General features: G+C 65.9%; 16 protein-coding genes. 11 read left to right on the forward strand and 5 right to left on the reverse strand.

Features of this window, described 5'->3' with window-relative positions; translation table 11 throughout:
• Window positions 1-188: 188 nt before the first annotated feature.
• The 5 genes from C7389_RS24130 to C7389_RS24150 all read left to right on the forward strand — a co-directional run bounded on the left by C7389_RS24130 (window position 189) and on the right by C7389_RS24150 (window position 3,775).
• The gene (locus C7389_RS24130; protein WP_133595222.1) at window positions 189-602 is read left to right on the forward strand and encodes a hypothetical protein; all 414 of its coding nucleotides are present in this window, start codon (window positions 189-191) and stop codon (window positions 600-602) included.
• A 131-nt stretch (window positions 603-733) separates the two neighbouring features.
• The gene (locus C7389_RS24135; RefSeq protein ID WP_133595223.1) at window positions 734-1,564 is read left to right on the forward strand and encodes a DUF2971 domain-containing protein; all 831 of its coding nucleotides are present in this window, start codon (window positions 734-736) and stop codon (window positions 1,562-1,564) included.
• Between the two features lie 228 nt (window positions 1,565-1,792).
• The gene (locus C7389_RS24140; protein ID WP_133595224.1) at window positions 1,793-2,743 is read left to right on the forward strand and encodes a hypothetical protein; all 951 of its coding nucleotides are present in this window, start codon (window positions 1,793-1,795) and stop codon (window positions 2,741-2,743) included.
• Window positions 2,740-3,159, forward strand: coding sequence for a hypothetical protein (locus C7389_RS24145; protein ID WP_133595225.1), 420 nt, complete (start codon window positions 2,740-2,742; stop codon window positions 3,157-3,159). Before C7389_RS24140 ends, C7389_RS24145 begins: the two co-directional genes overlap by 4 nt.
• Window positions 3,160-3,430: 271 nt before the next feature.
• Window positions 3,431-3,775 carry a hypothetical protein gene (locus C7389_RS24150; protein ID WP_133595226.1) on the forward strand — a complete coding sequence of 115 codons (345 nt, stop codon included), beginning with the start codon at window positions 3,431-3,433 and terminating at the stop codon, window positions 3,773-3,775.
• Window positions 3,776-4,276: 501 nt separating this feature from the next.
• Here the strand turns inward: C7389_RS24150 and dksA are convergent.
• Window positions 4,277-4,717: an RNA polymerase-binding protein DksA gene (dksA, locus tag C7389_RS24155; RefSeq protein WP_133595227.1), complete on the reverse strand. Its 441-nt coding sequence runs from the start codon at window positions 4,715-4,717 to the stop codon at window positions 4,277-4,279.
• 452 nt (window positions 4,718-5,169) lie between these two features.
• The gene (locus C7389_RS24160; RefSeq protein ID WP_133595228.1) at window positions 5,170-5,994 is read right to left on the reverse strand and encodes an AraC family transcriptional regulator; all 825 of its coding nucleotides are present in this window, start codon (window positions 5,992-5,994) and stop codon (window positions 5,170-5,172) included.
• A gap of 53 nt (window positions 5,995-6,047) precedes the next feature.
• Here C7389_RS24160 and C7389_RS24165 point away from each other — a divergent pair, with 53 nt between their 5' ends.
• A complete protein-coding gene (locus tag C7389_RS24165) occupies window positions 6,048-7,256 on the forward strand; it encodes a YbfB/YjiJ family MFS transporter (protein ID WP_133595229.1) in 1,209 nt (402 codons plus the stop codon).
• Window positions 7,257-7,803: 547 nt separating this feature from the next.
• On the opposite strand, the gene C7389_RS24170 is transcribed toward C7389_RS24165, so the two are convergent.
• Window positions 7,804-9,207, reverse strand: a complete 1,404-nt coding sequence (locus C7389_RS24170) for an aminotransferase-like domain-containing protein (protein WP_133595230.1) — start codon at window positions 9,205-9,207, stop codon at window positions 7,804-7,806.
• Between the two features lie 280 nt (window positions 9,208-9,487).
• Here C7389_RS24170 and C7389_RS24175 point away from each other — a divergent pair, with 280 nt between their 5' ends.
• Complete coding sequence (locus C7389_RS24175; protein ID WP_133595231.1) at window positions 9,488-10,030, forward strand: hypothetical protein; 543 nt, start codon at window positions 9,488-9,490, stop codon at window positions 10,028-10,030.
• 380 nt (window positions 10,031-10,410) lie between these two features.
• On the opposite strand, the gene C7389_RS24180 is transcribed toward C7389_RS24175, so the two are convergent.
• On the reverse strand, window positions 10,411-10,842 hold the full coding sequence (locus C7389_RS24180; protein ID WP_246034957.1) for a winged helix-turn-helix transcriptional regulator: 432 nt from the start codon (window positions 10,840-10,842) through the stop codon (window positions 10,411-10,413).
• Window positions 10,843-11,036: 194 nt separating this feature from the next.
• Here C7389_RS24180 and C7389_RS24185 point away from each other — a divergent pair, with 194 nt between their 5' ends.
• On the forward strand, window positions 11,037-11,591 hold the full coding sequence (locus C7389_RS24185; protein ID WP_133595233.1) for a flavodoxin family protein: 555 nt from the start codon (window positions 11,037-11,039) through the stop codon (window positions 11,589-11,591).
• Window positions 11,592-11,789: 198 nt separating this feature from the next.
• Here C7389_RS24185 and C7389_RS24190 read toward each other — a convergent pair whose 3' ends face one another.
• Window positions 11,790-12,893: an ABC transporter substrate-binding protein gene (locus C7389_RS24190; protein ID WP_162851832.1), complete on the reverse strand. Its 1,104-nt coding sequence runs from the start codon at window positions 12,891-12,893 to the stop codon at window positions 11,790-11,792.
• Window positions 12,894-13,383: 490 nt separating this feature from the next.
• On the opposite strand from C7389_RS24190, the gene C7389_RS24195 reads away from it, so the two are divergent.
• The 3 genes from C7389_RS24195 (at window position 13,384) to C7389_RS24205 (ending at window position 18,366) form a co-directional block, all read left to right on the forward strand.
• Complete coding sequence (locus C7389_RS24195; protein WP_133595235.1) at window positions 13,384-14,397, forward strand: isopenicillin N synthase family dioxygenase; 1,014 nt, start codon at window positions 13,384-13,386, stop codon at window positions 14,395-14,397.
• A 232-nt stretch (window positions 14,398-14,629) separates the two neighbouring features.
• Entirely contained in the window at window positions 14,630-16,732 is a 2,103-nt protein-coding gene (locus tag C7389_RS24200; protein WP_211168611.1) for a hydantoinase/oxoprolinase family protein, read from the forward strand.
• On the forward strand, window positions 16,729-18,366 hold the full coding sequence (locus C7389_RS24205; protein WP_133595236.1) for a hydantoinase B/oxoprolinase family protein: 1,638 nt from the start codon (window positions 16,729-16,731) through the stop codon (window positions 18,364-18,366). Before C7389_RS24200 ends, C7389_RS24205 begins: the two co-directional genes overlap by 4 nt.
• Window positions 18,367-18,601 lie beyond the last annotated feature (235 nt).

Genomic DNA, 18,601 nt, shown 5'->3' on the forward strand with positions numbered 1-18,601 from the left:
ACGGACTCCTCTTTCTGAAGACCGATCCCCATCCCCATGAGCACCGGTGGCGCCTATTGGGCGCGGAAAAGGAGGGGGAGTCCATCCCATCAGTCAAGCGGACCGCCACAAGCTGCGCTTGTGGTTCCCTCCGCGCTTCGCGCTCCGGCGTCCGCTTACTTCCACGTTAGGCTTCTCGACAAATCACCATGGATAGCGTGTTCATATTTTTCGCCGATGCAACGCACGAGGAAGTAGAAGCTGCCGTCGTGCCCTTCGGCTTTCTCAATGAAAACGTTGCACGTGGAGCTGATCAGTTCTACTTCAGGCGTTATTCAAGCAGTCAGCAAGCGTCCGAATTGGAACCTCATGAGGTTCAGGCCATCGAATCGCTCTTGGGCTCATCACCACAAAGTGCATTTGAAGTTGCGACCCGCCATGGTCCGTCAGCAGTCTTCGCGCTTGAAGTGGTTAGCAAGCTAATGCAGCAGTTCGCGGCGTCCGCGCTTGACGATGACTTTGGGAATTTATTTCCATCATCTTCCGTCGTTCGTCTTTACACCAACCATCCAGCACAAGGCATCTATGCATTACGAGAACTGCCATCGGGGAAGTCTGAGTAACTCCGTCATAGCATCATCTGCCACCAGCCTAACTGGTTGTTCAACAGGACGTCTACCAGCTCCGCTGGCAGCCGCCTGTTAACGCGAGCGTTAGGCTTTTCGGAAAAACACGCTCGCGAACATAGTGCCCCATGCGATTTCTGTACAGATACACATCTATTGATGGCGATAGATTCGAATGGCTGAAATGGACGCTTGACGGTTGGATCTACTTCGCAAGCCCCTCAACCTTCAACGACCCATTCGAACTGAGCCCAATCTTTTCAGCGCCAACTGAACAAGCGATTGGAAAGTTCCTAGAGAAGTTCGATCCATACTTAACGAAGTCTGCCCGAGCCAAAGTCGTACGCGAGACCGCTCGAAAACTGCAAACTCATCCCATGCATGCGGTAGATACCGAGTGGGTCGCATCACTAGGCGTCCTATGCCTAGCGTCCGATCCGAAGAATTTGCTTATGTGGGGGCACTATGGGGCATCCCATAAGGGTGTGTGCTTGGGGTTCGATGCAAGCTATGCACCATTCTCAACTGCAAAGCCAATTAAGTACTCTTCGGAACGACCGAACATTCCCCTAACAGAGAGTCCATGGCTGAACGAAGCGGCAACTGATTCGATCCTTCTAACGAAATCACCCCATTGGAAATACGAAGAGGAGTGGCGAGCGATCAAGCGTCCCGTAAGGGACGATGAAAAGCATTTCTACCAACAGGCCATCGCAAACGGCGAGGCAAACGAAGACGAAGTAGCTGATTTGCTCGCATCAGAAGGTGGCAATGGCCGATATCAGTTCGAGCCAAAGGCCCTTCGCCGATTGATCATGGGCGCCAGGATTGACTCAACTCTAAGGGCCAATATCGAGTCTCTGGTTGCTTTCAAGCCCTGGGTGAAGCTGTATCAGGCAGAGTTGGATAGGAAATACTTTGTGATTAACCTACGGGAAGTAACGCCCAATGGAAATTAGTTTGCATGCAGCATCCTTCACCCTGTGCCAAGTGCACTTGGCACATCGTGCCTTCGCTCCCCAGCCTAACTGCAGGTTCAACGCGGATGCCAGCATAATCCATGCCTTTGGCATCTTCGCGGCTTATGTTGGTACCCTCCAGCCTTCGGCTTCCGGCGCCGGTTAACCAGGGTGTTAGCGTCCTGCAAGCACCAACAATCGTCAAATCAACCGAAAAGGAGACTCAATATGCCACTTCCACTAATACCTGTACTCTTGTGGGGCGGGGCAGCACTTTTGGCCGCCACGGGAATAAAAAAAGGCGTAGATGCCTCCAACGATTTTGATAAAGCAAAAAGAATTGGAGAAAACGCAGAAGAAGACCACAAAAAAACAACAAGAAAACTAGATAAAGACAGAGAGAAAACCCAGACCGATTTAGAAGCGCTCGGCGCCCTCAAGGTAAAAGTTCTCACCACGCAAATAAAATATCTGGTAGATGCACTAAAAAAAGGACGCGGGAGAATTGATGGCTTCGAGCAAAAAATCACCCCCGATCAACTGCGTGAATATGAAAGACACGTTAAGGGGTCACTAGAGATCCAAAATGGGCTGGCATCTGGTGCTGCTGGCGGCGCACTCGCTGCTATGGGTGCATATGGCACTGTAGGTGCTTTTGCCACAGCATCAACCGGAGCCGCAATTTCGGGCTTAAGCGGCGTAGCTGCAACAAACGCAACATTGGCATGGCTGGGCGGTGGCGCTTTAAGTGCTGGAGGCTTCGGCATGGCAGGGGGTATGGTTGCGTTGGGAGGCATTGTGTTAGGCCCAGCTTTGGCAATAGGAGGTTTCATGATGGCATCAAAAGCTGAAGAGGCCGTCACAAAAGCACGTAGTTACGAGGCTGAAGTTGAAGTCGCAGTCGCGGAAATAAAGAAAGTTTGTGTCGGCTTGAAAGCCATACGGTCTAACGCCGCAGAGCAATACAACACCATCGAGCGTCTCGTAGACGCATTTGAGAAAGTTAAAGTCCCAGACGACGCTGATAAAACGGCCTTCCACCGGATGTACATCATAGGAAAAAGCCTAAAAGAGGTCTTGGACGTAAAAATCATGGGAGAGGATGGTCAAGCCATATCTGGTCTAAAGGTTCAATATTCTGGTTACATGGAAGTGGCTGGCATGGACGTTAACCAATGACTACTTCTGTTGCTAAGGTAGGAACATTGCTAAAGAAAATTCCGGCTGGGGGATTGAATGCTGCGCAGCAATCCATGGAAACTCTCTACAGCGCATACTTCAATTATAAAAATGTTGCCTTAGTCGAAGGAACAAAGCGCGAAGCCATTGCAGCATGGCGCGACGTAAAACTCAGTGAATTAACGAATCAGCGCGAACTTCTTGAACAGTTCATGAAGGAAACATTCAAGGAGAGAGCAACCGTTATTGAGGGTTTCTTCGAGAAGTTGGACGAAGCAATAGAGAGTGGCAACGACAATCTGCTCGAAAAATCAATAATGGGCATTCTCACCATTGCAAAGCATTCCCCCCTTTTGCAGGCAAAAGACTTGATGGATGCCATGAGAAACCCCGACGTAAAGGTTATTGACCTCTAATGCCAATCAAACCGCATCCCACAACATATACATGTATATCGTGCGGCTGGTCACGGACGGTAGCACCCAAAAGTGATGCGCTTAGTCCAGCGGACGTTGTAAGTATTTGCCCTCGGTGCGGCAGTTCAAAGTTTGAAGCCCAAAGAGCATCTATGTTGCCAGGTCTGTTATCCACAATTTTTCGCAAATGACCGCTAACTGGGTGCTCCAGAGGGACGCTGCGCCATAAAGCGCGGCGCAGCGTCCCTGAGCTCTACGTTAGGCACATTACATGATCACGATTTCAGCTGACGAACTTGATCTGCTTACCTTTTTCGAGTGCGAGCCAAAGTTGCGTGATGCAGATGTGCGGTGGGTTTATAACGATGCACTGTATGAATTCTCCCGAGGCGATCTCACGCTTTCATGCGCCATCGCTCCTTCATACAAAGATGTTCGCCTTATTCTCAAAAATGGTCTGCAGGCTGTCTATGAACTCAATGCAATGGGTCTTGCAGACGTTCGTTACCACAAGGACAGTAACCGCGAGTCACTTGAAATAGAAATAAGCGATCACGACAGGCTCTGGGTTCGTCTTAAGCCAGCCATAACCATCAGCCACGAGGCGAAGGAATGAACGCCGTGTCAACTTTTAAGTTCAACAAGAAACATTGGTGCACCATGCCTAACAAATCGTATATGGCCTCCCCCATGAATCAAGACAGACCGTGTTTCTGACTTTCCGGGTTGAATCACCTGCAGTCGTATATCCGGCATCTGTGGTGGGTTCTGAATGACCCGTGCCGACATGGAATCTGCCCGCGAAGCGCCAATCGGTACAAACGGCTGCTGGAGAGCCGGCAGTGTTATCGGCGTTGTGTCGCGTGGGTGTGACCCGGTTTGCCATGATGAGCGATCAGTCTCGGCGCAAGGGTGAGGCGTAAGGGTGAGCCGATCAGGCGGCGATGGCGAAGGCGGTGCGTTCGAGTTCTTCTTGTTGGGGTGAGGTTGCGGATTGCCGCAAGCGGCGTGATCGCGCAGCACGGCGTAGCAGACGCGGGCAAGCGTGTTGGCCAGCGCTTGGGGTGCGAGCAAGGTGGCGTCTGTTGCAGATCCCTGGCTTCAAGTGGAGGCGGCCTCATCCCCCGTTGCGTTTCTTCCGGGCCTCGTGGTGCTCTTGGGCTTCCAGGCTGAAGGTGGTGGTCGGGCGGGCGAGCAGGCGGGGAATCCCGATCGGCTCCCCGGTTTCCTCGCACCAGCCGTAGGTGCCGTTCTGGATGCGAGCGAGCGCTTGCTCTATCCGTTGCAGTTGCTTGCGCTCCCTGTCCCGGACGCGCAGTTCAAGCGTGTAGTCCTCTTCTTGAGTTGCTCTGTCGGAGGGGTCGGCATTGAGGGCGTTGTCCTTCAGATGCAGCGTGGTTTCGTGGGCGGATTCGAGAAGCGCGTCGCGCTCCTGATTCAGGCGATTCTGGAAGAACAGCAACTGACGGTCCGACATGTAATCCTCTTCGGGCGCCTCCATGAGTTCTTCAATACTGGGCGGGGCAGGGGAAACATGGTTTTTCACGACCTGGTTCATTGCTTGCTCTCCTTGTGCGGTCTGCAGGGGCGGGGATGGAGTCGTCCGTAACAGCGCCGCGAGCTTGCTTCTGCTGCATCGAATCCGCCTGCCAGCAAAAGGCGGGGGTATTGGGTCAGAGACTGCGCAAATCATTGATGCGCCTTGGGGTAGCGGCGTCAGGCGAGCCGTGCGGGAACCGCGGCGCTGATTCCCTGCGCAGACCTTGCCCTGGGGGCAGTGCTTGGTTAAGAGCGCTGCTTCGACCAGCCGCATGTGGCCGAAGGGGGCAGCATGCGCCTACCTGTGCAACTTGACTACAGGCGCGCTGCGCCCGCTTGCGGCTGAGCTTGTGTGGCTGTTTGGAGAGGATGCAGCGCAGGTTGCAGATCGACGGCCTTGTCTCGAGTATCAGGCAGGTTGCTCGCGCCTCGGCGAGCGAGCGCCGCGGCCAGCCTCTCTTTGCCGCTTTGTCACCCCTCCGCCAACACCGCCTGCCGATAAGCCAGCGGGCTCATCCCGGTTTCACTCCTGAACATGTGTATGAACGCCGATGGCGTTGCGTAGCCCAGTTCCAGCGCGGCGCGGGTTACGGCCATGCCGCTGCCCAGCAGTTCGATGGCCTTGAACAGGCGCAGGCGTTGGCGCCAGATGCGTAGGGTGAGGCCGGTTTCGCGTTCGAAGCGGCGGCTGAGGGTGCGGCCGGAGATGTTGAGGGCGGTGGCCCAGTCGTCCAGGCTGCGCGGGTCGGCGGGGTCGCCGTAGAGGGTTTCGCACAGGCCTTGCAGGGAGGCGTGGCGTGGCCAGGGGAGGGAGGCGGGCAGGGCGCGCAGGCGGCGCAGTTGTTCCAGGATGAGGGCGTCGATGTGCTCGCCGTAGCTGCCGGCCTTGTCCTTGTCGCCGAGGCGGGAGGCTTCGAGGATGAGGGCGCGCAGGAAGGCGGTGACGATGAACACGGTGCAGCCGTCGGCCACCTGCGGCGGCGGCTCGTCGGCGACGTAGAGGCTGCGGTATTCGGCGCCGTACAGGGAGCCGACCTGGTGGGGCACGCCGGTGGGCACCCATACCGCCTGGCGCGGCGCGATGACGAAGCAGTGGCCGGCGGCGGTCACCGTCAGCACGCCGCTGCTGGCATAGACCAGTTGATTCCACGGATGGGTGTGGGCCGGGAAGTAGTGGCGCGGCGGTACGGTCTGCACGCGCAGCTGCATGGCGGAGGACAGGCCGGTGTCGTCCGGCAGGGGCAGCGTCTGCCAGTCGGTGGCGATGCGGGGCGTGGCTTGTCGTTTCATCGACATTCATTGTCCATTCATCGACGGTATGACGCCAAGGGGGCGTGGAGAATGGCGCGATGGCCGACACGATCTCCTCCCCCGACGCGCGGGCCGCCGCCCAGGCGCAAGACTCGCTGAGTCCCTGGCAGGTGATGGCCGCCGGCATGTCGGCGCTCATTCTCACCGTCGGGCTTGCCCGCTTCGCCTATACGCCTTTGCTGCCGGTGATGCTGGCGGAGACCGGGCTGGACGCGGCCGGCGGCGGCTGGCTGGCGACGCTGAACTACGCCGGCTACATGCTGGGCACCGCCACCGCGGTGGCACTGCATGACCCGGTGTGGCGCTACCGCAGCTACCGGCTCTGCCTGGTGCTGGCGCTGGTGGGCACCGGCGGTATGGGGCTGGCGGAGAATTTCACGCTGTGGGCGGTGCTGCGTTTCTTCGCCGGCATCGGCTCGGTGGGCGGGCTGCTGCTGGGTTCCGGCCTGGTGCTGGGCTGGCTGTTGGCGCGCGGACGGCGGCCGGAGCTGGGCGTGCATTTCGTCGGCATGGGCATGGGCATCACCGTGTCCGGCCTGGCGGCGGTGCTGATGGCGGGGCGGCTGGACTGGGCCATGCAGTGGTGGGTGTTCGGCCTCGTCGGCGCGCTGCTGCTGTTGCCATCCTGGTTCTGGATGCCGCGGCCGGTGGCGGCCGCGCAGGCGGCGCACGCTGCAAAGCTTGGCGGGCCGCGCGGCCGCGCCTGGCTGCTGCCGGCGGCCTATTTCTGCGCCAGCGTCGGCTATGTGATCGGCGCGACCTTCCTGGTCGCCATCGTCGCCGCCCAGCCGGGCTTGAGTGGCGGCGGCAACCTGGCCTGGCTCCTGGTGGGCGTGGCCTCCACTCCGGCGGTGGTGTTGTGGGACAGGCTGGCGCGGCGGGTGGGCGACGTTGGCGCGCTGCAGCTGGCCTACGCCATCCAGATCGTTTCCTTCCTGCTGCTGTTCGGCGGCGGGCTCGGCTCGGCGCTGGCCGCGGCCTTGCTGTACGGCTTCACTTCCATCGGCATCGTCGGCCTCACGCTGGCCTACGCCGGCCGGCAGGCGCCGGACAACCCCGGCCGGGCGATGGCGCGGCTGACGCTGAGCTACGGCGTGGGCCAGACGGTGGCGCCGGCGATTGCCGGCTACATCGCGCAGAACACCGGCGGTTATGCCGGGGCGCTGTGGCTGGCGGCGGCGGCGATGCTGGCGGGGATGGTGTTCCTGGGGATGATGCAGCTGGAGGCGCGGCGGCTGCGGGGGTGAGCGTCTGTTGTAGCTGAGTGGTGAGCTCCGTTCGCCCTGGGGCGCTTTCGGTTTCGCTGAGGACGGGCTTGTCGAGAGGCGCTTTGACTTACCCGTGGAATGGCGCGGCAAGTGGGCTTCGACAGGCTCAGCCCGAACGGTTGTGCGGGCTGGGAAGGTGTGGAGAGAGGCGATGCTGGCCGCGCAGCGCCTTGATGACGCCGCTGATGGCGCATCGATCGGCGGGATGAGGCCTTGGGTGACATTGAGCGCTCACAGCCGTGCGCTCTGAGCCTGTCGAAGGGCGTTTCCCTTCGCCCGGCACATGGGCCTCGACAGGTCCGTCCTCAACCAAGCCGAAGCACTCGGCCCAAACGCTGGCGCGGCTGTTCTGAGTGCCGCTGAAGGACTCCGCCGAATGTTTGCGGCGCGGCAAGAGGGAGGCCCGAAGCTGGCGGAACGCGAAGGTCCGCGCTGCCGCGTAATGGCGCCTTCGCGCCTTGCCGCGCTGCTGCAGAGAGCCGAACTGCCCTTCCGGTTGACTCCGGCCTTCCCGCCCTCCCAGCCCTCAAACCGTTTCCAGCGCCTCTCCCAGGAACCGCTCCACCGCCGGCGCCGCCGCGAACGCCACGTTGAAGCGCATCCACGGGCTGGCCTGCATCTGCGGGCTGAAGACGCGGCCGGGGGCGAGCATGATGCGTTCGCGGGCGGCCAGGGTGGCGAGGGCGCCGGCGTCGTCCAGGCCGGGCGGGCGGGCCCACACGAAGATGCCGGCCTTGGGCTCCAGGAACACCGCCAGCCCCACCCGCTCCAGCATGCGCAGCGTGCCCTCGGTGGCCTGCGCCAGCCGGCCCTGCAGGCGCTCCACGTACTTGTGGTAGTGGCCGTCGGTGAGCATCTGGTAGACCAGCTGTTCGTTGAATTCGGACGAGGACACGGCGGTGAGCGTCTTCACGTCGGTGAAGGCGGCGAGCAGGTCCGGCCGGGCGGCGAGGTAGCCCACCCGCAGGCTGGCGGACAGCGTCTTGGAGAAGGTGGCGACGAAGACCACCCGGTTGAGCTGGTCCAGGTTGGCCAGCCGGGTGCCGGTCTGCGGGTTGAGGTCGGCGTAGGTGTCGTCCTCGATGATGAGGAAGTCGTGCTTTTCCGCCAGCTGCAGGATGCGGAAGGCGACGGCCGGCGACAGGCTGGAGCCGGTGGGGTTGTGCAGCACCGAGTGGGTGAAGAACACGCGCGGCTGGTGGTGGGCCAGCAGCGCCTCCAGCGCGGCCACGTCCGGGCCGTCGATGCCGCGCGGCACGCCGACCAGCTTGGCGCCCAGCAGGCGCAGGTTGCCGAAGAAGTTGAAGTAGCCGGGGTCGTCCACCAGCACGGTGTCGCCCGGCTTCACCAGGTGGCGGGCGATGATGTCCAGCGCCTGGGTGGCGCCCTCGGTGAGCAGGATGCGCTCCGGCCCGGCGCCTATGCCCATCTCCGCCAGCTGCACCTGCAGCTGCCGGCGCAGCGGCAGATAGCCCTGCGGCACGCCGTAGCCGGTGAGGCGGGCATCCTTGCGGCGGGAGAGGGCGCGCAGGTGGCGGCGCAGGCCGGCTTCGTCCAGCCAGTCCGCCGGCAGCCAGCCGGCACTGGCCTTGATCTGGTCCGGGCTGTCGTCCAGCGCCTGGCGCATCAGCCAGGCCACGTCCACCGCGCGGTCCCGCTCCGGTGCCGGCGCGCTCTCGCCGTAGTCGCGCCGCTGCGCCACGTAGAAGCCGGAGCCGCGGCGCGCCTGCAGGTAGCCCAGCGCCACCAGCCTGTCGTAGGCCTCCACCACGGTGAAGCGGCTGACGGCGTGCTGCTCCGCCAGCTTGCGTATGGGCGGCAGGCGCATGCCGGAGCGCAGGATGCGGTCGTCGATCTGGCCGCGGATGGCGGTGACGATCTGCTCCACCAGCGGGGTGGCGCGGTCGTCGTCTAGGCTGAGGGCGAGCATGGTGTAGGTGGGGCCGAGTGCGAGGCGGTGTGGGTTGAGGGGGGCGGGCGCTTGCGCGCCGCCGGTTTGCTGCCATCGAGGAAGCGCTGCATACGGCCTGCCGGTCTGGCCGCACGCGGCGCCATGTGCGCGCGAACCTTGCCGGCGACCAGCACTGTACTGGCGGAACGACCGGTACGCTTCGCCGGTACAGCTGTGGAATCGTCTCTTTTTATCCTGGAATTGTCCGGTAGTGTCTGGTCCGTGTCGGGCACTGTCAAGCAAGCCCGTGGGGATGGAGATGAGAACGAGGAAAGCTGGCCTGCCGGTGCCGGCCTTGGCGGCCTTGCTGGGCCTGGCGCTGCTGGCGGGCTGCGATGCCGGCCGGCAGGTGCTGACGGCCGGCGTGCCGGCGGGACGCGGCGAAGTGGCCTGGCCGGAGCGGCAGGTGCTGTTCCGCCACGAGGCGGCGCAGGGGCGCCTGGAGGCTTATGCCTTGCGCGGCGGTATCGCGCCGCTGGGCGCGGTGCAGTTGCCGGCGGCGCTGTGCCCCGCCGCGATGGCGCTGGACCCGGCGAGCGGCCGGGTGTGGCTGTGGGGTGAGCGCGGCGGCGTGGTGGTGGATGGCCGCGGCCTGCGGGTGGTGGAGCACTGGCAGGGCGGCGGGGTGCGCCTGCCGCTGCGGGAGCTGGCCGGCCGGGAGGGCGTCGCCGGTGTGCCGGCACGCATGCAGATGGTGGCGGTAAGCCTGACGCCGCCGCAGGACGGGGCCTGCCCGGTGGCGATGGTGGCGGAGGCGCAGCAACAGGGGCGGGGCGTCGGCCCGGCGGACGGCGCGCGCTGAGATGCAAGCCCGGCGCATTTATCAACCCGGCAGTTGCATGCACAACAGCCGTTCGGGCTGAGCTTGTCGAAGCCCGCTCTCGGCGACGCCCTGCGACAAGCGCTAGGCGAACCGGCGCTCTTGCTTGATTGCCGCGTTAATTAACACGCCCGGCGCGGGCGCTTGACGCGGGGCCCCGCTTGCCGCCGGACGGGCCGGCGCGGCCTTCCGCATCATCCCCGCAGGGCTTTTGCGCGCTATGCGGTGTTCCCGGCTTTCGTGCTGACCGCTTTCTCCAGGCAGGCGGCTCCCGCTTCGCCTCCGGCGGCTCATCCTGCATTGTTGTCAGGGCAATGCCGGGCCCGGCGTTGGTACCCGCGCCGCTGCCGGCTTCCTCCGCTTCAGCCCTGCGACGCGCGCTCGTCGTAGCGGCGCTGGGCGTCCAGCACGGTCTCGATGTGGTGCTCTGCCCAGCTGGCCAGCGGCTGGAAGGCGGAGGCCAGGGTCTGGCCCAGCTCGGTCAGCGAGTACTCCACCGTCACCGGCACGGTGGGGAAGGCCTGGCGGTCTATCAGGCCGTCGCGCTCCAGCCGGCGCAGCGTCTGGCTCAGCGCCTTCTGCGACACGCCCTCGATCTCCCGCCGCAACTGGTTGAAGCGCAGCGGGCCGGTGCCCAGCAGGCTGACGATGAGCAGCGCCCATTTGTCCGCCAGCCGGTTGAGCACCAGCCGCGCCGGGCAATCCTTGGCATAGACGTCGTAGCCTGCGCCCGCCTGGGCGCCGTGGCCGCCACAGGGCAGGAACGCGCTGCTGGCGGCTTTCCCGGTTTCCACCGCTGTCGGGGGGGCGTTTGCGAGGGGGCTCGTACCCGGTGGGGGAGGCATTGTTGTTTCCACGGTATCTCCAGGGTAACCAACTGACTGCATGGTGACTTCTTGTGGTGCAGGTATCAAAAATATACTTTCTCTCCCGCAGATTCCATCCCCCGGGCTTGCAACCCTCCCCGAAAGACAAGAAGGAGTTCCAAGTGAGCAAAGCTGTCGTGGTGTATTTCTCCGGCTACGGCCATACCAAGCGTGTGGCGCAGGCGGTGGCGGAAGGGGCCAAGGCCGAACTGATCGAAGTGGACGCCGAGGGCAACATCCCGGAGGCGGCCTGGACCACGCTGGACGGCGCCGACGCCATCATCCTCGGTGCGCCGACCTACATGGGCTCCGCGCCGTGGCAGTTCAAGAAGTTCGCCGACGCCACCTCCAAGAAGTGGTTCGTGCGCGAATGGCAGGACAAGGTGTTCGGCGGCTTCACCAACAGCGCCAGCCTGAACGGCGACAAGGCCGTCACCCTGATCCAGCTGCAGACGCTGGCCTCGCAGCACGGCGGCATCTGGGTGAGCCTGGGCCAGCTGCCCTCCAACACCAAGGCGGCGACCCGCGGAGATGTGAACAACCTCGGCGGCTCCGTTGGCCTGCTGGTGCAGAGCCCGTCCGACGTCGGCGCCGAGGACATCCCCTCCGGCGACATCGAAACCGCCAAGCGCTACGGCGCCCGCGTGGCCGAGGTCGCCAGCCGGCTGCGCGGCTGAGGGGCGGCTTGGGTCAAGCCGGCGATTGAATGAGGCGGGTGCCGCGCGGACCGGGGGCTTCGGCAAAGCCGGAGATCGCTCCTTCGCCGGCCGCAGCGCAGCTTGTCCTCTGAGGTGGGTTTCCACCTGACGCCGGTTTGATCGGCTTGAAGCGGGCCGCCCTGTCGCGGCCCGCTTCAACCGCGAGCGCGGCCGTACTCAGCCTGCCGCCGCCCGTAGCGGATGGCTGCCATGCGCGGCGCGGATCACGCTCTGGTCCACCAGCCGGGAGACATCCACTTCCGTCTCCGCGCCCAGCGTGCCAGCCTCCCGCGCCAACGCCACGCCGGCCTCGAACACCGTCGGCGAGATCCACAGCATGCCCCGCTCGGCGGCGTCGCCGGCGGTGATGTAGGGCAGCATCATGCGCGCTTGGGCGATCTGCTCTTCCAGCCAGGTGCCCGGCGGCGCGTATTCCGCCACCATGATGCGGGCGGTTTCCTCCGGGTTCTTCACCATCCAGTCCCAGCCGCGGATCAGTGCGCGGGTGTAGCGCACCAGCAGGCCGTGGTGCTGCTCCAGCGTGTCGCGGCGGGTGATCAGGGCCTGGCCGTAGCCCTGGATGCCGATGTCGGCGAAGGGCAGCACATGCGGCTCGAAGCCGGCGCCGCGCAGCGCCGGCACCGCGGTGGTCGCCCAGCTGTAGTAGGCATCCACCTGTCCGGCGGCGAGCAGGCTGGGGTCGCTGCCCACCGGCACCAGCTTCACCGCCTCCGGGTCCAGCCCGGCGCGGCGCAGCAGGGCGACGATCTGGCCGCGTATGCTGCCCGGCACGCCTATGGTCTTGCCCGCCATGTCGTGCAGCGAGGCCAGCGGCCGCGCCGCGGCGCTGATGAGGCAGCCCGGCTCGCGCTGCAATACCGCGGCGAAGGCCACCACCGGTTGGCCCTGCAGGTAGCCATCTATCATGCCCGGCACATTGCTCTCGCTGACCAGCGACTGGCCGCTGGAAACCAGGGTGCGGTAGTCGGTGCCCGGCCCGCCGGAAGCAAAGCTCACCGCCAGGCCTTCCTCGGCGAAGTAGCCCTGGTGCAGCGCCATCAGGTTGCCGCCGAACTGCACTCCCTTCAGCCAGCCGAGCTGGTGGCTCACCATCGCCTCGCCGGCGGGCGCTGCAGCGCTGCCATCGCGCGATACCACCCGCACGCTGAGGGCGCCCAGCCCGGCGGCGGTAAGTGCGCCAAGCCCGGCGAGGGCGAGGCGGCGACGGCGGTCCACCCGGCTGGGGGCGGGAGCAGAGGCGGGCAGGGCGAGGGACTTCATTCGGACTCCAGTTGCTGCATTCAGCGCTCGCATCGGGCAAGCGCACTACCGTTCAGATCGGGGGCTGTCTTTCTCCCGTCTCCCCTCGCGGGATAGGGGCTGGGGGAGGGGGGCGGTGCCCGCGGAACTGACACGTAGCCGCCCCTCGCGGGGCGTCCACCCGCTCCCCGGCTCTCCCCGCCAGAGGGGAGGGAGGACACCGCCGCGACGACACCTGCAGCGTGCAAACACGCCTGCCCCGGCATCAAATCATCCGCCTCATCCCACCCTGGGGCGACGAATCCAGATTAGCGATTCACCTCTCTCCGCGGAAGCGTTTGCCCGCCTTTCCACGGTGTCGGTTTCGCATCGCGTCGACGCAGAAAAGGCATCTCCCGCCTTGCGCTGGCCGGGCTAGTCTTTTTATCGGCGGTACCCCGGTACCGGAACGACATGCCCCGGCGGCGCCTTGCGTGGCGTCCGTCCCTATCCCTTTCGAGGTCGATGCGAAATGAGCCGTAGCAGCAAGAGTGACGAGGATCTGGTGATCGCCAAGGCGGTGCCGATCGAAGAGATTCCGGTGATCGATTTCACCCCCTTCCGCGAGGGCGGCATGGTGGGCCGGCTGAAGGTGGCGACCGCCATTGCCGATGCCTGCCGCGAGATCGGCTTCTTCTACCTCAGTGGCCACGGCGTGCCGGAGGAGAAGCTGAAGAAGGTGTTCGAGCAGTCCGCCGAGTTCTTCCACCAGCCGCTCGCCACCCGCGCCGAAGTGGCGGCCACACCGGAGCGCTACCGGGGCTGGATCCCGATGCCGCACAGCGAGCCGATGTCGCGCAGCAGCCGGCTGTTCGAGCAGTACCGCATCCAGGCCGAGTTCGGCGGCGACGGCCCGCTGCAGGGCGACGACCGCCTGTTCTACGCCCCCAACCGCTGGCCGGCGCAACTGCCGGAATTCCAGGCCGCCTGCAGCGAGTATTACGATGCCATGCTGGCGCTGTCGCGCGACCTGCTGCGCGCCTTCGCCCTCGGCCTCGGCCTGCCGGAGGAGCGCTTCGACGGCTATTTCGACAAGCCGCTGTGCCAGCTCAGCCTGCTGTACTACATCCCGCTGCCGGACGACGTCGAGGTGGAGGTCTCCAACACCGTGTCGCACACCGACGAAGGCCCGCTCACCATCCTCGCCCAGGACAACATCGGCGGCCTGGAGGTGAAGCGCCGTGACGGCAGCTGGATCTCGGCGCCGCCGATTCCCGGCGCCTACACCATCAATGTCGGCGACATGATGATGTGGTGGTCCAACGGCCGTTACCTCTCCAACTACCACCGCGTGCGCAACAAATCCAAGCGCGAGCGCTTCTCCATTCCCTTCTTCCTCAACCCGGACAAGCAGGCCGAGGTACGCCCGCTGCCGGAGTTCGTCGCCATCGACGGCAAGGCCAACTACGAAGGCGCGGTGGTGGGCGATCACCTGAAGCGCTTCTACACCACGCTGGAGAAGGACCCGCGCGAGCTGGACCGCTGAGCCCGGCTACCGCGTCCAGCGGCGTACTGAAGCGGCGCTTGCCGACAGCGCGAGCACCCGGGGCGAGTCCTTCGACAGACCCGCTGCCGGGTCGAGCGAGGACCGCGCCCCGAATGCCCTTCGACCGCGCTCGGAGCGAACGGCAGAGCCACTCCGCCAGCCGCTTCGATAGCTCCGCCCGCCCGCGCCCCGACCCCACAGAGACCCCACCACCACAACAGCGAATCCAGCCGTGACCCCCAACGACAAAACGGTGCGCATCGGCGCCGACATCGGCGGCACCTTCACCGACGTCGTGCTCGAAACCCCGAGCCGGCGCTACTCCATCAAGGTGCTCACCACCTACGACGCGCCCGAGCGCGGCCTGCTCGACGGCGTCGCCGCGCTGCTCGCCCAGGCCGGGCTGGCGCCGGCCGACGTCGGCCTCATCGTGCATGGCACCACGCTGGCCACCAACGCCATCCTCGAACGCCGCGGCGCGCGCACCGCGCTGCTCACCACCGAGGGCTTCCGCGACGTGCTGGAGCTGGGCACCGAGAGCCGCTTCGACCAGTACGACATCACCATGGACGCGCCGGCGCCGCTCATCCCGCGGCCGCTGCGGCGCGGCGTGCCGGAGCGCATCGCCGCCGGCGGCGAAGTGCTGCTGGCGCTGGACGAGGGCGCGGTGCGTGCGGTGGCGCGCGACTTCCTCGCCGCCGGCGTGGAGAGCGTGGCGGTGGCCTTCCTGCACAGCTACGCCAACCCGGCGCACGAGCGCCGCGCCGGCGAGATCCTGGCCGAGGCCATGCCTGGCGTCACCGTGTCGCTGTCCTGCGAAGTGTCGCCGGAGATGCGCGAATACGAGCGTTTCTCCACCACCGCCGCCAACGCCTACGTGCAGCCCATCGTCGCCAGCTACCTCGGCCGGCTGGACGCCAAGCTGCGCGCCGGCGGCTTCGATTGCGCGCTGTTCCTCATGCTCTCCTCCGGTGGCCTCACCACGGTGCACACCGCCGCCCGCTTCCCGGTGCGGCTGGTGGAATCCGGCCCGGCCGGCGGCGCCATCTTCGCCGCCAGCATCGCCGCCGAGCGCGGCATAGCGCGCATGCTGGCGCTGGACGTTGGCGGCACCACCGCCAAGATCTGCTTCGTCGACCAGGGCCGGCCCAAGACCTCGCAGGTGTTCGAGGTGGACCGCGCCCACCGCTTCCGCAAGGGCAGCGGCCTGCCGCTGCGCATCCCGGTGATAGAAATGGTGGAGATCGGCGCCGGCGGCGGCTCCATCGCCCGGCTGGATGGCACCGGCCGGCTCACCGTCGGCCCGCAGAGCGCCAGCTCCGAACCCGGCCCCGCCTGCTACGGCCGTGGCGGCGCCAAGCCGACGGTGACCGACGCCGACCTGGTGCTGGGCCGCATCGACCCCACCGCCTTCGCTGGCGGCAAGCTGCGCCTGGACGAAGCTGCCGCCGCCACCGCGATGGACCAGGTGCGCGCCTGGGAGGCCGGCCCGCAGGTGCTGGCGCTGGGCATCAGCGAGATCGTGGACGAAGCCATGGCCAGCGCGGTGCGGGTGCATGCGATGGAGCAGGGCGCCACGGTGGAAGACCGCAGCCTGGTGGCCTTCGGCGGCGCCGCGCCGCTGCATGCGGCGCGCATCGCCGAGAAGCTGGGCATCGCCGAGGTGGTGATTCCGCGCAGCGCCGGCGTCGGCTCGGCGGTGGGCTTCCTGCGCGCGCCGGTGGCCTACGAGCTGTCGCGCAGCCTGCACCAGCGCATCGCCGCGCTCGACCTGGACGCGGTCAACGCCATGCTGGCGGACATGGGCGCGCAGGCACGGGCGGTGGTCAGCGCCGGCGGTGGCAACCCGCCGGCGCTGGTCGAGCAGCGCGTGGCCTACGCCCGCTACTGCGGCCAGGGCTACGAGATCGCCATCGAGGTTCCCGCGCGGCCGCTCACCGCCGCCGACCGCGCCGGCCTGCTCGCCGCCTTCGAAGCCGCCTACCGCGCCCAGTACGGCGGCGTGGTGGTGGACCTGCCAGTGGAAATCCTCACCTGGCGGCTCACCGTCGCCGCGCCCGCCCCGCGGCCGCTGGCCGCACCCGGCCTCGTACTGAGGCGCGTGGTGCGGCCGGAGAGCTGGCGCCGGGTGATGGACCCGGCCAGCGGCCGGGTGCACGACTTCGCCCTGGTGCGCCGCGCCGGCTTGCGCCCCGGCGACCACGTCGCCGGCCCGGCGCTCATCGTCGAGGACGAAACCACCACCGTGGTGTCGCCGGCCTTCGGCGCCACCGTGGATGCCAACCACTACCTCGTCCTGCGCCGCCAGGACGAAACCGCCGGAGCCCGCGCATGAACGACGCCATCCAGGACCTGCGCCTGCAGGTGATGTGGACCCGCCTCATCTCGGTGGTGGAAGAAGCCGCCCAGGCGCTGATGCGCACCGCCTTCTCCACCACCGTGCGCGACGCCGGCGACCTCTCCGCCGCGGTGTTCGACACCCAGGGCCGGCTGGTCGCCGAGGCCGTCACCGGCACCCCCGGCCATGTGAACAGCATGGCCGCCGGCGTGCGCCACTTCCTCGCCCGCTTTCCGGTGGCGGAGATGGAAGAGGGCGACCACTACATCACCAACGACCCTTGGCTCACCGCCGGCCACCTGCACGACATCACCGTGCTCAGCCCCATCTTCGCCAACGGCCGCGTCGCCGGGCTGATCGGCTGCTGCTGCCACCAGCTCGACATCGGCGGCCTCGGCCAGGGGCCGGACGGCCGCTCCATCTTCGAGGAAGGGCTGCAGATTCCGCTGCTCAAGCTGGCCTCGCGCGGCCGGGTGAATGCCGACCTGATGCAGATCCTGCGCCAGAACGTGCGCACCCCGCTGCAGGTGGAGGGCGACGTGATGTCCTACATCGCCAGCAACGAGGCCGGCGCCCGCCGGGTGCGCGAGATGCTGAAGGAATTCGCGCTGGAGGGGCTGGACGGGCTGGGCGACTACATCATCGCCCAGTCCGGCGCCGCCACCCGCGCCCGCATCGCCCGGCTGCCGCGCGGCACCTGGCACAACGCGATGACCATAGACGGCTACGACCGCCCCATCACCCTGCGCGCCTCGCTCACCATCGAGGAAGACTGCATCCGCGTCGATTACGCCGGCACCGACGCCGCCGTGCCCTATGGCATCAACGTGGTGCTCAACTACTGCCGCGCCTACACCGTGTTCGGCCTCAAGTGCGTGGTCGCGCCGGACGTGCCCAACAACCACGGCGCGCTCGCGCCCTTCGTGGTGGACGCGCCGCTGGGCTCCATCCTCAACGTGCAGCGGCCGGCGCCGGTCGCCGCCCGCCACGTCATCGGCCAGATGCTGCCGGACGTGGTGCTGGGCTGCCTCGACCAGGCCCTGCCCGGCCGCGCCCCGGCCGAAGGCTCCTCCTGCCTGTGGAGCGTGCAGCTGCGCGGCAAATTGCCGGACGGCGCCGGCTTCGACACCGTGTTCTTCAACAGCGGCGGCGCCGGCGCCCGGGCGCGGCAGGACGGCCTCTCCGGCACCGCCTTCCCCAGCGGCGTGCGGGCGATGCCGGTGGAAGTCAGCGAATCGGCGGCGCCCATCGTCATCTGGCGCAAGGAACTGCGCGCCGACAGCGGCGGCCCCGGCCGCCAGCGCGGCGGCCTCGGCCAGACGGTGGAAGTCGCCACCCGCGACGGCAGCGCCTTCGAGGTGCTGGCGATGTTCGAGCGCGTCGAGCATCCCGCGCTGGGCCGCAGCGGCGGCGCGCCCGGTGCCGCTGGTGTGGTGAGCCTCGCCTCCGGCACCGCCATGCGCGCCAAGGGTCGCCAGCAGATCCCCGCCGGCGACCGCCTGGTGCTGGAGCTGCCCGGCGGCGGCGGCCTCGGCCCGGTGGCCGAGCGCGACCCCGCCCGGATCGCCGCCGACCTCGCCGAAGGCCGCATCAGCGCCGAGGCGGCCCGGCGCGACTACGGCCACGGCTGAAAGAAACGCTAGCTCCCTATCTCCACTGGCGTATTTGCCCCGGCGGCCTCGCGGCTGCCGGGGTTTTTCTTTGGTTCTTCGCGCAATCTGGGGGAAGTAGTGGTTGACGGTTCGGAGGTTGGTAGATTGGCAGTCGCCAAACAAACCGATCCCCTTCCTCTTCCCCGTCATGCGCGATGCTATGTTGGGCGTGGTCTTCTGGGAAGGCCACGTCGTCGATTCATCTCAGGAGCAA

Source organism: Azoarcus indigens, from assembly GCF_004361735.1.
Lineage (GTDB): Bacteria > Pseudomonadota > Gammaproteobacteria > Burkholderiales > Rhodocyclaceae > Azoarcus > Azoarcus indigens.